General features: G+C 70.3%; 12 protein-coding genes. 3 read left to right on the top strand and 9 right to left on the bottom strand.

All coding sequences use genetic code 11. The features are described 5' to 3' along the window. Both ACZ5DS_RS36670 and aspS read right to left on the bottom strand, forming a co-directional pair. Positions 1-231: a hypothetical protein gene (locus ACZ5DS_RS36670; protein ID WP_468247306.1), complete on the bottom strand. Its 231-nt coding sequence runs from the start codon at positions 229-231 to the stop codon at positions 1-3. A 72-nt stretch (positions 232-303) separates the two neighbouring features. After that, positions 304-2067, bottom strand: coding sequence for an aspartate--tRNA ligase (gene aspS / locus ACZ5DS_RS36665; protein WP_468247304.1), 1764 nt, complete (start codon positions 2065-2067; stop codon positions 304-306). Positions 2068-2309: 242 nt separating this feature from the next. Here aspS and ACZ5DS_RS36660 point away from each other — a divergent pair, with 242 nt between their 5' ends. Then, positions 2310-4457 (top strand): ATP-binding SpoIIE family protein phosphatase, encoded by a 2148-nt coding sequence (locus ACZ5DS_RS36660; RefSeq protein ID WP_468247302.1) that lies wholly within the window; start codon positions 2310-2312, stop codon positions 4455-4457. Here ACZ5DS_RS36660 and ACZ5DS_RS36655 read toward each other — a convergent pair. The 6 genes from ACZ5DS_RS36655 to ACZ5DS_RS36630 form a co-directional block, all read right to left on the bottom strand. Further along, the gene (locus ACZ5DS_RS36655) at positions 4427-5473 is read right to left on the bottom strand and encodes an AI-2E family transporter (RefSeq protein ID WP_468247300.1); all 1047 of its coding nucleotides are present in this window, start codon (positions 5471-5473) and stop codon (positions 4427-4429) included. The two genes, ACZ5DS_RS36660 and ACZ5DS_RS36655, sit on opposite strands and share 31 nt — an antisense overlap. Positions 5474-5630: 157 nt before the next feature. Continuing rightward, complete coding sequence (locus tag ACZ5DS_RS36650) at positions 5631-5882, bottom strand: hypothetical protein (protein WP_468247298.1); 252 nt, start codon at positions 5880-5882, stop codon at positions 5631-5633. 211 nt (positions 5883-6093) lie between these two features. After that, on the bottom strand, positions 6094-6225 hold the full coding sequence (locus ACZ5DS_RS36645) for a hypothetical protein (RefSeq protein ID WP_468247297.1): 132 nt from the start codon (positions 6223-6225) through the stop codon (positions 6094-6096). 218 nt (positions 6226-6443) lie between these two features. Continuing rightward, on the bottom strand, positions 6444-7415 hold the full coding sequence (locus ACZ5DS_RS36640; RefSeq protein ID WP_468247296.1) for a pirin family protein: 972 nt from the start codon (positions 7413-7415) through the stop codon (positions 6444-6446). 111 nt (positions 7416-7526) lie between these two features. Further along, positions 7527-9461, bottom strand: a complete 1935-nt coding sequence (locus ACZ5DS_RS36635; RefSeq protein ID WP_468247293.1) for a YncE family protein — start codon at positions 9459-9461, stop codon at positions 7527-7529. A gap of 189 nt (positions 9462-9650) precedes the next feature. Beyond that, positions 9651-10133, bottom strand: a complete 483-nt coding sequence (locus tag ACZ5DS_RS36630; protein WP_468247292.1) for an SseB family protein — start codon at positions 10131-10133, stop codon at positions 9651-9653. A 141-nt stretch (positions 10134-10274) separates the two neighbouring features. On the opposite strand from ACZ5DS_RS36630, the gene ACZ5DS_RS36625 reads away from it, so the two are divergent. Together ACZ5DS_RS36625 and ACZ5DS_RS36620 are read left to right on the top strand one after the other, a co-directional pair. Then, positions 10275-12101, top strand: coding sequence for an acyl-CoA dehydrogenase (locus ACZ5DS_RS36625; RefSeq protein ID WP_468247291.1), 1827 nt, complete (start codon positions 10275-10277; stop codon positions 12099-12101). 77 nt (positions 12102-12178) lie between these two features. Continuing rightward, complete coding sequence (locus ACZ5DS_RS36620; RefSeq protein WP_468247289.1) at positions 12179-13477, top strand: M18 family aminopeptidase; 1299 nt, start codon at positions 12179-12181, stop codon at positions 13475-13477. Positions 13478-13680: 203 nt separating this feature from the next. Here the strand turns inward: ACZ5DS_RS36620 and ACZ5DS_RS36615 are convergent, their stop codons facing one another. After that, positions 13681-14409: a calcium-binding protein gene (locus ACZ5DS_RS36615; RefSeq protein WP_468247288.1), complete on the bottom strand. Its 729-nt coding sequence runs from the start codon at positions 14407-14409 to the stop codon at positions 13681-13683. Positions 14410-14560: the final 151 nt, after the last annotated feature.

The raw sequence follows: 14560 nt of genomic DNA, 5'->3' as shown, positions 1-14560 counted from the left end.
TCAGCTGCCGTCGTACGTCCCGGCCGACGCCACGCCCAGCGTCAGATGGGCCCGCACTCCGCGCGCGATGCGCTTCTTGTCGTACTTCAGGTACAGCAGGCCGCCCGCGTGCCCGTTGTCCGGGATGCCGGAAGGCGGCGCGCCCGTGGGTGTACTGGTCGGCGGAGCCGCTCGGGAACATCGGAAAGAGCTGTCACCTGCTCGGCCGTGAACGACCGAGCTTGCCTGCATATGAATCAAGGCGCGCAAGCGGAAGGGCCCGAAACCGACACCGGTCCCGAGCCCTTTCCGGCTACTTGTGTCTTACTTCGGCTGCGGCTTCCGAATGTTCAGGTGCAGCTCCCGCAGACGGGACTCGTCCAGCTCGGTCGGGGCGCCCATCATCAGGTCCTGGGCGTTGCCGTTCAGCGGGAAGGCGATCGTCTCGCGGATGTTGGGCTCGTCGGCCAGCAACATCACAATGCGGTCGACGCCCGGGGCGATGCCGCCGTGCGGCGGGGCGCCGAAGCGGAAGGCGCGGAGCATGCCCGCGAACTTCTCCTCGACGGTCTCACGGTCGTAGCCCGCGATCTCGAAGGCCTTGAGCATGATCTCCGGCTCGTGGTTCCGGATCGCGCCGGAGGACAGCTCGACGCCGTTGCAGACGATGTCGTACTGCCAGCCGAGGATGTCCAGCGGGTCCTGGGTCTCCAGGGCCTCCAGGCCGCCCTGCGGCATCGAGAAGGGGTTGTGGGAGAAGTCGATCCCGCCGGTCTCCTCGTCCCTCTCGTACATCGGGAAGTCGACGATCCAGCAGAAGCGGAAGACGCCCTCCTCGAAGTGGCCGGCGCGACGGGCCGCCTCGACGCGGACCGCGCCCATGATCTTGGAGACCTCGTCGAACTCGCCCGCGCCGAAGAAGACCGCGTGACCCGCCGCCAGGGAGAGCCGCTTGGTCAGCTCCGCGACGTTGTCCTCGGTGAGGAACTTCGCGATCGGGCCGGACAGCGAGCCGTCCTCGGCCACGCGCACCCAGGCCAGGCCCTTGGCGCCCTGCTCGACGGCGTACTCGCCGAGCTGGTCGAAGAACTTGCGGGGCTGCGCGGCGACGTCCGGCACCGGCAGCGCGCGCACGTGCTTGCCCGCGAACGCCTTGAACTCCGAGCCCTCGAAGACATCGGTGATGTCCACCAGCTCCAGCTTGGCTCGCAGGTCCGGCTTGTCGGAGCCGAACTTCAGCATCGCCTCGCGGAACGGGATGCGGGGGAAGGGGGAGGTGACGTGACGGCCGTTGCCGAACTCCTCGAACAGCTCCGTCATGAGCTTCTCGACCGGCTGGAAGATGTCCTCCTGCTCGACGAAGGACATCTCGATGTCGAGCTGGTAGAACTCGCCCGGCGAGCGGTCCGCGCGGGCGTCCTCGTCGCGGAAGCAGGGCGCGATCTGGAAGTAGCGGTCGAAGCCGGAGATCATCAGCAGCTGCTTGAACTGCTGCGGGGCCTGCGGCAGCGCGTAGAACTTGCCCGGGTGCACCCGGGAGGGGACCACGTAGTCACGGGCGCCCTCGGGCGAGGTGGCGGACAGGATCGGCGTCGCCATCTCGTTGAAGCCCATCGCCGCCATCTTGTGCCGCATCGCGGAGATCACGGCCGTACGGAGCATGATGTTGCGGTGCATGCGCTCGCGGCGCAGGTCCAGGAAGCGGTACTCCAGGCGCCGCTCCTCGTTGACCCCGTCCTCGGTGTTGATCGTGAAGGGCAGCGGGGCGGCCGCGCCGAGCAGCTCGACCTCGCCGACCTCGACCTCGATCTCGCCGGTGGGCAGGTCGGGGTTCACGTTCTCGGTTCCACGTGAAACAACCTGGCCGTCGATGCGGACCGTGGACTCCTTGGAGATCTTGTCCAGGGCCTCGTACGCTGGCGTGCCGGGTCGGGCCACCAGCTGCGTGATGCCGTGGTGGTCGCGCAGATCGATGAAGAGGATGCCGCCCAGGTCGCGCCGATTGTGCAGCCAGCCACTCAGCCGGACGTCGGTGCCGACGTCAGAGGCGCGGAGCTGGCCGCAGGTGTGGGACCTGTACCGATGCATCGTCGTTCATCGTCCTTCGTGGTGGGGTGATGAAGGCCGGGGCTGCGCCCCGACGAGAGCCGGGCACGGGGCCCGGACCCATCAAGGGTACCGGGCGGCCCAAGATCGGCTCCCCACCATTTCCGCAGCCCGCACGGCACCGGACCGGGCCCGGGTCTTCGGCGCTACCTCCAACGGCAAGTCTCACCCCTCGGATCTTCTTACAGTGGCACCTATCTATATGATCTTCATAAAGTGGGGCAATGCGCACAGGCGAGTCCCTGCCACCCGTCGGTGACGTCCTCACCGTCCTCGCAACGGGGCTGTGGCACTGGGACACGGCCGCCGGGCTGGTCACCGTTGACGCGGAGGCGGCGCGGCTGCTCGGGCTGCCCGCGGAGCCGGCCACCCTCACGGAGGCCCAGGCCCGGGCCCGCCTGCACCCGGCCGACTGGAACGAGATCACCGGGGTGGTGCAGCTGGCGGTCGCCGAGGGCACCCTCGCCGAGGTCCGCATCCGGATCATGGACGACCAGGGGCGGGTCGTACGGGTCGTACGCAGCCGCTCGAAGCCCTCCTTCGACCCGATCCGGCGGGCCTACGAGCTGATCGGCACCCTCCAGGAGGTCACCGAGCCGGCCCCGGGCACGCCGGCGGCTCGCAGCGCGGTCACCGGCGACTGGCGGCGCTCCCGCGAGGCGTTCCTGCTGGACGCGGGCCGGGCGCTGGCCGAGGCACGGTCCACGGCGGAGGTCCTCCGGGTGGCGGGCGGCCTGTCGATGCCGGGGTTCTCCCCGGACGGGCTCGTGGTGTTCGGGACCATGGGCGACCGGCTGACGATCATCGGCCAGCACGGGCACGAACCCGCCGCCATGAACCCCTTCTCGGACATGCCGCTGGCCACCGCCTATCCGGCGGCCGAGGTCGTGCGCACCGGCCGGGCCGTGTACATGTCCTCCCCGGCCGACTACCAGGCCCGCTACCCGATCACCTGGCCGCTCGCCCGGCCCTTCGGCCGCCACTCGTGGGCGTTCCTGCCGCTGACGGTGGCCGGGCGCACCATGGGCGCCTGGATGGCGGCCTTCACCTACCCGGTGGCGTTCACCCCGGACGAGCGCGCCGTGCTGACGACGGTGGCCCGGATGCTCGCCCAGGCCCTGAACCGCGCGGGCGCCGCCGAGTCCGAGCGGGAGCTGACCGAGGGCCTGCAGCGCTCCATGCTGCCCTCGCTGGGCCCCGAGATCCCCGGGATGACCGTGGCCGCCCGCTACATACCGACCGGCGGCGGGCTCCAGGTCGGCGGGGACTGGTACGACATGATCCCGCTGCCCGGGGGCGGCACCTCCCGGACGAAGTCCGGCACAGGACGGTTCGCGCTGGTCATGGGGGACGTCCAGGGCCATGACGTGCGGGCCGCCGGCCTGATGGGCCAGCTCCGCATCGCGCTGCGCGCGTACGCCTCCGAGGGCCACCGCCCGGACGCCGTGCTCTCCCGCGCCTCCCGCTTCCTGCACGGCATCACCCACGACGAACACATGGCCGACCTGCGCTTCGCGACCTGCCTGTACGTGGAGGCCGACCCGGCGACCGGGGTGCTGGAGATCGCCCGTGCCGGGCACCCGGACCCGGCGATCCGGCTGGCCGACGGCACGGTGATGACGCGGCCGACCGCGGGCGGGCTGCCGCTGGGCATCGACCCGGACGCCGACTACCCGACGACCCGGTTCACGCTGGAGCCCGGCGAGACCATGATGATCTGCACCGACGGTCTGATCGAGACCGGCGGGCACGACATGGAGAGCGGCTGGCGGCGCATCCGCGCGATCCTGGAGGACCACCAGGGGAACCTGGAGTCGCTGGCCGACGCGCTGGTCCAGGGCGTGCACGGACCGTCCTCGCACCACACCACCGGACCGCTGGCCGACCGCCGCCAGGACGACATCGCGGTGCTGCTGCTGTGCCGGCCGGGGGAGGGCTGCGGCGACACCGTGATCGTGCGGCCGACGGTGCGGCGCACGCTGCTGTCGGTGGCGCAGGACGAGCCCGAGCGGATCGCCGAGGCCCGCCGGCACGTGCGCGGGCTGCTGCACGACTGGGCGTCCGCGGACCAGGTGGACTCCACGGTGCTGCTGGTGTCCGAGCTGGTCACCAACGTCCTCGTGCACACCGACGCCGACGCGCTGCTGCTCGCCGAGGCCACCGGGGAGCCGGGCGGGCGGCGGCTGCGGGTGGAGGTCACGGACACCGGCGACGACCTCCCGCACAAGCGCCGGCCCGGTGAACTGGCCTCCTCCGGCCGCGGCCTGGTCCTGACCGAGCTGCTCGCGCATGCGTGGGGGGTGGACCCGCGGGGCGAGGGCAAGAGCATCTGGTTCGAGCTCTACGAGTCCGACGGCTCGGGTGAGCCGTAGCGCACACGGAGTTCCGCCACGACCCCGAAGGCGGCCGCGGTCAGCGGTACCGAGAGCAGCATGCCGAGGACGCCCGCGACGGACGCCCCTGCGGTGATCGCCAGCATCACCACGGCCGGGTGCATCTGCACGGTCCGGCTCTGGATGGCCGGCTGGAGCACATGCCCCTCCAGCACCTGCACCCCGACCACGACGCCGAGCGCCCACAGCGCGATGACGAAGCCCCGGTCGGCGAGGGCGACGAGCACGGCCACCGAGCCGGAGAGGAAGGCGCCCAGGTAGGGGATGTAGGCGGCGACGAAGACGAGTGCGGCGAGGCCGACCGCGCCGGGCACCCGGAGGACCAGCAGGCCGATGCCGATGCAGATCGCGTCGATGAGGGCGATGAGGGTCGTACCGCGCATGAACCCTTCTACGGCCTCGAAGGCCCGCCGGGCCATGGCCTCCAGGATGTCGGCGGTGTTCCCGGGGGCGAGGGTGCGCAGGATCCCGACCGCGCGGTGGGAGTCGCGCAGGAAGAAGAAGACGAGGAGGAGGGCGAGGACGGCCATCGCAATGCTCTCGCCGACCACGCTGACCCCGCTGATGACGTTGGAGGCCGCGGTGGCGCCGAACCTGCTGAGCAGCCTCCGCGCGTTGGCGGCGAGGTCGTCGAGACCGGTGCCGGCGGCGCCGAAGTGCTGGGCGACGGACTTGGCGGCGGCCCGGAGCGAGGCGATGATCTGGTCGCCCGTGTCGATGAGGGCGGCGACGACGATGTACACGGCACCGCCGACGACGGCCACCACGGCGACGCAGGTCAGGCCGGCGGCGATCGACCGGTGCAGGCCGGCCGCGACCATGCGGCGGTACAGCGGGCCCAGCAGCGCCGTCCCCAGCAGGGCGAGCAGCACCGGGATGACGGCCGTACGGAACGTCGCGCAGAGCCGCACCCCGACCCACGCCACCCCGGCGACGAGCAGCAGCACGACGCACCAGGCGGCGAGTCGGCGCACGGGCTCGGGCAACAGCTGCACGCGTCCAGCGGATCATGGACGCCGGTGACTGTCACGCTCGGTCGGCCGGGTGGGTGAGAAGTGGGACGAGCGGGAGAAGAGCGGCGACGGACTGCATCGCCCCCCGACGGCGTGAGCGGCCGCCCTGCACACAGGCGGCCGCTCACGCGGTGGCCGGTCAGACGCCGAGGAGGCCGCCGAGCAGGCCGTGGAGGAGGCAACCCAGGCCGAGGAGGCCGCAATTGACCTGGGTGCCGTTGCCGTTGCAGGTGTTGTTGCAGTTGCCGTTGTCGTCGCCGGCGACGACCGTGGCCGCGCTCTGCCCGGCCACGCCCGTCTGAGCCTGGGCGGGGGCGGCCAGCGTGACGCCGCCGACGGTGAGGAGGACGCTTGCCGTGGTGCACGCCATGACCCTGCGGATGCTGCTCATATGTGACTCCTGATCTGCTGTGTTGGCGAGGTGCTCGCTACCGGGAGCGACCACTCGTGCGCGCTGTGGAACGGGTCGCGCATTTTGACGCTATGGGCCCACTCGGCATGACGCCTTCCGGACTTGCTCCATCCGGGTCGGCGCGCCACCTTGCGCCGCGCACAGAAAAAGCCCCGTCCGGCACTCGGACGGGGCTTTTGTCAGGAAGAGGTCACCAGCAGAGCTTGCTGATCGTGTGGCTGTCGCAGATGCCGTTGCCGGACGGGGCGGCCGAAGCGGTACCGGCCGGGACCACAACAGCTGCAAGGAGCCCGGCGATGAAGAGAGCGGCGATGTGTCGCATGGGAATGGCCCTTTCTGGATGGGTTCTCCCGCAAGACGCACGTCTTGCGGGCATGCCATCACCGTTGCGCAGATCCTCACAGTCTGCATGTCGAATGCGCACGGTCAGTGATCAGGCCAGGCTGGGCGACCGCTCATACGGCTCAACTCCCCGCAGCTACCGCCAAGTTGGCAGAGGCTCAGTGAGCCGACGTGGGCCCCCGGACGGAGTCCTGGCCGTTACAGCCCGCCCTCGGTCATCCCGTGCACCGCCGGGATCGTCCCCAGGCGGCCCTTCTGGAAGTCCTCGAAGGCCTGCATCAGCTCTTCCTTGGTGTTCATGACGAACGGGCCGTAGTGCGCCATGGGCTCACGGATGGGCTGCCCGCCGAGCAGAACGACCTCCAGGTCCGGCGTGTGCGCGTCCTGCTTCCCATCGGCCCGGACCGTCAGCGACGAACCCGCGCCGAACACAGCCGTCTGCCCCTGGTGCACCGGCCGGCGGTCCGCGCCCACGGAGCCCCGTCCGGCGAGGACGTAGGCAAGAGCGTTGAAGTCCTCCCGCCACGGAAGGGTGATCTCCGCACCCGGCGCCAGCGTCGCGTGAATCATGGTGATCGGCGTGTGCGTGATGCCGGGCCCCTTGTGACCGTCCAGCTCACCGGCGATGACACGCAGCAGCGCACCGCCGTCCGGGGACGTCAGCAGCTGGACGGAGCCGCCGCGGATGTCCTGGTAGCGCGGGGGCATCATCTTGTCCTTGGCCGGGAGGTTCACCCACAGCTGCAGGCCGTGGAAGAGGCCGCCGGACATGACCAGGTGCTCCGGCGGAGCCTCGATGTGGAGCAGGCCCGCGCCCGCCGTCATCCACTGGGTGTCGCCGTTGGTGATGGTGCCGCCACCGCCGTTGGAGTCCTGGTGGTCGAAGATCCCGTCGATGATGTACGTGACGGTCTCGAAGCCCCGGTGGGGGTGCCACGGCGTGCCCTTGGGCTCGCCCGGCGCGTACTCCACCTCGCCCATCTGGTCCATCATGATGAACGGGTCGAGGTGGCGGTAGTTGATCCCCGCGAACGCCCGGCGCACCGGGAAGCCCTCACCCTCGAAACCGCTCGGTGCGGTCGTGACGGCCAGCACGGGACGTGCCACGGCGTCGGCGGATGCGGTCACGCGGGGCAGCGTCAGCGGGTTCTCGACGGTCACTGCAGGCATGTCGGTACCTCCTTGTGCGCCCACTTTAGTTGAGCGTTGAACTTTCTGCCACCCCCAACGCCGAAGGCCCGGAGGACATTCCCTCCGGGCCACGCGCGCTGCCCCAGGGGGCTAGTTGCTGAAGTACAGGTACTTCCACGAGCCGTACGTCGTGGAGTTCACGGAGTCGCCGGACGAGCCGTCGACGTACACCGAGCGCATCCGGGCCCGGATGCCGGCCTCACCGGGTGCCCCGAGCTGGACGGCCGACTTCCCGTTCGTACCGAGCGGGAAGTACCGCGAGTCCGCCGAGTGCCACGAGCCCTGGTAGTAGACCTGGAGATCGAAGCGCTGCTTACGGCTCGGGTAGTAGCTCATCGTCGTGGTGAGCAGGGGGTCGGTGTTCTTGTGGAACCAGTAGTACGACGTCGAGCCGATCTTGGCCGTCTTGTAGTGCCTGGAGACGGCGGTGGAGATCTTGACCCGGGCGTACGACGTGACCTTCGTGGTCTTCGGCCGGTAGCGGGCATCGCCCGTGAAGACCGCGGTGACGGCGGTGTCGCGGGTCATGTCCACCCACGCGCTGATGTTGCCGCCGGAGTCGACCGTCCCCTTCTTGATCAGCTTCTTCGGCTTGTCGCCGCCGAAGGGGTCCGCCCAGATCTCGACCGTACGGCTCTTGTAGGTCGTCCCGAGGTGCGCCGTGAACTTGACGTCGGCGCCGTAGTTGTACAGCTTGCCGCTGTTGTTCAGGGTCAGCGACGTCGCGGCACGGGACACCTCGACGCTGTCGGCGGCACTGGCCGGCAGGTGATCGGCGTCGCCCGCGTAGGCGACCTTGTAGGTGACCTTGCCGCCGGCCGGCGGGGTGTCGGTGAAGGAGTAGCCGCCGTCCGCCTTCACGGTGACCGGGGGGAGGGTCTTGCCGCTCGGGCCCTCCAGGTCGGTACGGGTGACCGTCAGCTGGGTGCCGGTGGAGAACGGGACCGTCGCCGTGATCCTGCCCGTCACGGTGAGCTGCTTGGCACGCGTGGCCGTGGCCGGGGCGTTCACCGAGAGGGTCGGCACGCTCCGCGCCGGTTCGGTGAGCGTCTTGAACGTGTAGCCGCCGGGCGACGACACGAGCGCGAAGATCCGGGAGGAGTCCGGGGCCCAGGCGAGGTCGGCCGTGTCGGCGGCGTAGGTGCGGATCGGCTTGGCCGTGTCGGGCCGGTAGACCGCCACCTGGCTCTCGCCGAGCTGGGCCACCAGGCCGTTCGGGGCGATGTCCGCGTCGCCGCGCCCGGTCGGGTAGGCGCCGGTCGCGGTGAACTTCCCGTCCGCGTAGGCGTGCCGGAACGTGCCGTCGACCAGTACCTGCGGGGCTCCGGGCACCAGTTCGATGTCGTGGACGTATTCCACGTCGCTCTGCTGCGAGGCGACCAGCCGCGGCGTGGCGCCTGAGACGTCGACCACGGCCATCAGGCCCTTGGAGGGCTCGTAGAAGTCGCTCGCGCCGACGGCCAGCAGTCCGGGCGCGGACGAGTCGGTGTCCAGGAGCCCGGCGGCGGAGACCCCGGTGTTCTCCAGCGGGAGCTGCCCGAGCGACACCGGGTCGGTCCCCCCGGCCGGGTCCACCGCCGGGTCGATCGAGCCCAGGTCGCCCTCCGCCCCCGCCACGTAGGTGAACCAGACCTTGCCGCCCGCGTACTCGAGGTGCAGCGGGCCGGTGGTGGCGGCCACGGGGTAGCGGGCCTTGACGTCGAGGGTGGCCGCGTCGAGCGCCACGATCTCGTGGCTGCCCCGCGCCGCGGCGTACAGGGTGTCGCCGTCGTCGGAGAGCGCCAGGTCGAAGATCCCGTCGATGCCGCTCACCGAGTCGACGCGGTTGCCGTTGTAGTCGAAGGCGACGATCCGGTCGTTGGTGTCGTCGCCGACGAAGACCCGCCCCAGCGTGTCGTTCACGACGATGCCCTCGGGCGAGCCGATCGTGACGGGCACGGCCGACGCCGACCCGGCCGATACGGCGGCCAGCGCCACCGAGCCGAAGAGGACCGCGAGCGCCGTCGCGGCCGAAGTGCTGCGCATGCGCACAGTGATGAACCCCCACGAAAGAACCCCGGATCACCCGGGGACGAGAGCGCCGCGCGACACCCGGACGCGACCGCCGGCGAGCGGTTGCGCGCGGGGCGCGGCTGCCTGAGGGCACCCTATGGCATGCCTGTGACAAACGAGGGGGGCGTATCTCCCCCGGGCCGGCGGTGGCCGTACATACGGTCAGCCGTACATACGCCGCATCGCGAAGTCGACCATCTGCTCCACCGCCTTGGCGTCGAACACCATGCGGTGCTCGCCCTCCATGTCCAGGACGAAGCCGTAGCCGGTCGGCAGGAGGTCGATCACCTCGGCGCCGGTGATCACGAAGTACTTGGACTCCTTGCCCGCATACCGCCGCAGCTCCTTGAGCGAGGTGAACATCGGGATCACCGGCTGCTGGGTGTTGTGCAGGGCGAGGAAGCCCGGGGTGTCACCGCGCGGGCAGTAGACCTTCGACGTGGCGAAGATCTGCTGGAAGTCCTCGGCGGACATCTGCCCGGTGGTGAAGGCGCGCACCGCGTCCGCGAGCGAGGGCGGGGACGGCTCGGGGTACAGCGGCGGCTGCTGGCCGTAGCCGCCTACACCGCCGGGCATCTGCTGCTGCGGCTGGGCGTACCCCTGCTGAGCAGCGCCCCCATCCATGGGCTGGCCGTATCCGTACATGACGCAAAGCGTACTGAGTCACAGATGACCGGTTCGGGGTTGCTTCTTATTACCGACGGGTAGCATCATCGTAGCTACTTGTTGGTACGTGAACGATGCGAGGAGCCAGTGCCTCGCCGAGTCCTATACGGAGCCGTCACCATGGGGCACTACAAGTCCAATCTCCGCGACATCGAGTTCAACCTCTTCGAAGTGCTCGGCCGCGACAAGCTGTACGGCACCGGTCCCTTCGAGGAGATGGACACCGAGACCGCCAAGAGCGTCCTCGAGGAGCTGACCCGCCTCGCCGAGAACGAGCTGGCGGAGTCCTTCGCCGACGCCGACCGCAACCCGCCGGTCTTCGACCCCGAGACGAACACCGCGCCGGTCCCGGCGTCGTTCAAGAAGAGCTACAAGGCCTTCATGGACTCGGAGTACTGGCGGCTCGGCCTGCCCGAGGGCATCGGCGGCACGACGGCTCCCCCGTCCCTGATCTGGGCCTACGCGGAGCTGATCCTCGGCTCGAACCCGGCCGTGTGGATGTACTCCTCCGGCCCGGCGTTCGCCGGAATCCTCTTCGACGAGGGCAACGAGGTCCAGAAGAAGATCGCCCAGATCGCCGTCGAGCGGACCTGGGGCTCCACCATGGTGCTCACCGAGCCCGACGCGGGTTCGGACGTCGGCGCCGGCCGCACCAAGGCCGTCCAGCAGGAGGACGGCTCCTGGCACATCGAGGGCGTGAAGCGCTTCATCACGTCCGGTGAGCACGACATGGAGGAGAACATCCTCCACTACGTGCTCGCGCGGCCGGAAGGTGCCGGTCCGGGCACCAAGGGCCTGTCCCTCTTCCTCGTCCCGAAGTACCTCTTCGACTTCGAGACCGGCGAGCTGGGCGAGCGCAACGGCGTCTACGCCACCAACGTCGAGCACAAGATGGGCCTGAAGGCCTCCAACACCTGCGAGATGACCTTCGGCGACCGCCACCCGGCCAAGGGCTGGCTGATCGGCGACAAGCACGACGGCATCCGCCAGATGTTCCGCATCATCGAGTTCGCCCGCATGATGGTCGGCACGAAGGCGATCTCCACGCTGTCCACCGGCTACCTCAACGCCCTCGAGTACGCCAAGGAGCGCGTGCAGGGTCCGGACCTCGCGCAGTTCATGGACAAGAGCGCGCCCAAGGTCACCATCACGCACCACCCGGACGTCCGCCGCTCGCTGATGACGCAGAAGGCGTACGCGGAGGGCATGCGGGCGCTGGTGCTGTACACCGCGTCCGTCCAGGACGCGATCGCGGTCAAGGAGGCGAACGGCGAGGACGCGAAGGCCGAGCACGCGCTCAACGACCTGCTCCTGCCGATCGTGAAGGGCTACGGCTCGGAGAAGGGCTACGAGCAGCTCGCCCAGTCGCTGCAGACCTTCGGCGGCTCCGGCTTCCTGCAGGAGTACCCGATCGAGCAGTACATCCGCGACGCCAAGATCGACACCCTGTACGAGGGCACCACCGCGATCCAGGGCCAGGACTACTTCTTCCGGAAGATCGTCCGCAACCAGGGCGCGGCGCTCAACTCCCTCGCCGAGGACATCAAGAAGTTCCTGGCGCTCGGCACCGGCGGCGAGGAGCTGGCGGGCGCCCGCGAGCACCTCGCGAAGGCGGCCGTGGAGCTGGAGGCCATCGTCGGTCTGATGCTGACCGACCTCGCGGCCACCGAGCAGGACGTCAAGAACATCTACAAGGTGGGCCTGAACACCACCCGCCTGCTGCTGGCCTCCGGTGACGTGATCGTCGGCTACCTGCTGCTCAAGGGCGCCGCGGTCGCCGCGGAGAAGCTGCAGACGGCCTCTTCCAAGGACGTGGCGTTCTACACGGGCAAGATCGCGGCGGCGAAGTTCTTCGCGGCCAACGTCCTGCCGGGCGTGACGCTGGCCCGCAAGATCTCGGAGAACGTCGAGCTGGACCTGATGGAGCTGGACGAAGCCGCGTTCTAGTCCTCCACATCCTCTGCGCGAGGGCCTGCTCCCTTTTGGACGGGAGCGGGCCCTCGTCCGTCGTTAAGGTGAACCCCATGAGCGAACCCTCACGCTTCGACCGCGGCCACACCGACGACCTGATGTCCTTCCTGGCGGCGAGCCCGTCGCCGTACCACGCCGTGGCGAACACCGCCGAGCGGCTGGAGAAGGCGGGCTTCCGGCAGGTCGCCGAGACGGACGCCTGGGACGGGTCGAGCGGCGGCAAGTACGTGCTGCGCGGCGGGGCGATCGTCGCCTGGTACGTCCCCGAGGGCGCCCAGTCGCACACGCCGTTCCGGATCGTCGGCGCGCACACCGACTCGCCCAACCTGCGGGTCAAGCCGCAGCCGGACAGCGGGGCGCACGGCTGGCGGCAGGTCGCGGTGGAGATCTACGGCGGCCCGCTGCTGAACTCCTGGCTCGACCGGGACCTGGGCCTGGCCGGCCGGCTGACCCTGCGCGACGGCACCGCGGTCCTGGTCAACGTGGACCGGCCGCTGCTGCGGGTGCCCCAACTCGCCATCCACCTGGACCGTTCGGTGGCCTCGGAGGGCCTCAAGCTCGACAAGCAGCGCCATCTGCAGCCGGTGTGGGGTCTCGCCGACGATCTGCAGGGCGGCGACCTCATCGCCTTCCTGGAGGCGGAGGCGGGTCTTGAGGCGGGCTCGGTGGCCGGCTGGGACCTGATGACGCACCCGGTGGAGGCGCCCGCCTACCTCGGCCGGGACCGGGAGCTGGTCGCCGGGCCCCGGATGGACAACCTGCTGTCCGTGCACGCGGGCGTTGCCGCCCTGACCGCCGCCGCGACCTCGGGTGCCGCGCTCACCCACATCCCCGTGCTGGCCGCCTTCGACCACGAGGAGAACGGCTCGCAGTCGGACACCGGCGCGGACGGCCCGCTGCTCGGCACGGTGCTGGAGCGCTCGGTGTTCGCGCGCGGCGGGTCGTACGAGGACCGGGCCCGCTCCTTCGCCGCCACGGTGTGCCTGTCCTCCGACACGGGCCACGCCGTCCACCCCAACTACGCGGAGCGGCACGACCCGACGCACCACCCGCGGGTCAACGGCGGCCCGATCCTCAAGGTCAACGTCAACAACCGCTACGCCACGGACGGTTCGGGCCGGGCGGTGTTCGTCGCCGCCTGTGAGAAGGCCGGCGTGCCGGTGCAGAGCTTCGTCTCCAACAACTCGATGCCCTGCGGCACCACCATCGGCCCGATCACCGCGGCCCGGCACGGCATCCGGACCGTCGACATCGGCGTGGCGATCCTGTCGATGCACAGCGTCCGCGAACTGTGCGGAGCGGACGACCCGTTCCTGCTGGCGAACGCGCTGACGGCGTTCCTGGAGGGGTAGGCGCCGCCGCCTACGCCACCCCTCCGGCGAACCGTTTGTCCTCAAGCCCGCGCTCTCGGCTCCCGCTCGCCCATCCCGGCCAGGACGAGCGGCAGCCGGTCCGCCCCGCCCTTCCGTGAGGCGGACCGGGACGCCCCAGTCCTGCTGGTGAACGTGGCCGACGAGGACGGCGGCGCCGGGCTCGCGCAGATCGGTGGCGCCCGTCAGTCCTGGCGGACCACGTCCCTGCCGGGGCCGCCGGACAGCGTGTCCCGGCCGGCACCGCCGTACAGACGGTCGTTCCCGCTGTTGCCGTACAGCCGGTCGTTGCCGCCGTTGCCGTACAGGACGTCGTCGCCCTTGCCGCCGTTCAGGGTGTCGGCGCCGGATCCGCCGGAGATCGTGTCCTTGCCGTCGTCGCCGGACAGGTACTGGTCCCCGGCGCCGCCGCGCAGCACGTCGTCACCCTTGCCGCCCTGCACGATGTTGTCGCCGCCGCTCGCGTCGATCGTGTCGTTGCCGTCGCCGCCCCAGGCCAGGCCCTCGGCACCCACCGTGAGGGTGTCGTTGCCCGCGTCCCCCGCGACGTAGGCGCCGTCGAGGCGGCCGGAGTCCGTCGCCTTGTCGTTGCCGGCGCCCAGCGAGATCTCGGCGTACGAGTAGATCTGGTCGGTGCCGTTCTTGTACGCGACCGTGTCGTCACGGTCGCCGAGGTCCATGATCAGGGCGGCGTACGGGCCCTGGCTGTCGACGCCGGTGACCGTGCAGGAGACCTTCGTGTGGTCGGCGCTGTCGGGGTAGGCGCAGTCGTGGCCCGCGCTGATCGGGACGACGTCGTCGATCACGTAGGTGGTGCCGGTGCGGTCCGCGGTGAGCGACGCGGTGACGGTGGCCTTGTTGGTCTGGCCGGCGGCCGCCTTGTACGTGAGTTGCCAGTCGTACTGGTTGACCACGGCGGTGGCCGGCGCCGTCGCGGCGCCGGGGGGGGGGGGGGGGGGGGGGGGGGGAGGGAAGGAAAGAACGAAGGAAAGAGGGGGGAGGAAGGCGGAAGGGGGCGACCACCGAGAGGGGGGGGGGGGGGGGGTGGGGGGGGGTCCCCAAGGG

This window comes from Streptomyces sp. NPDC031100 (assembly GCF_055570785.1).
This window is presented reverse-complemented; position numbering and strand designations above follow the sequence as displayed.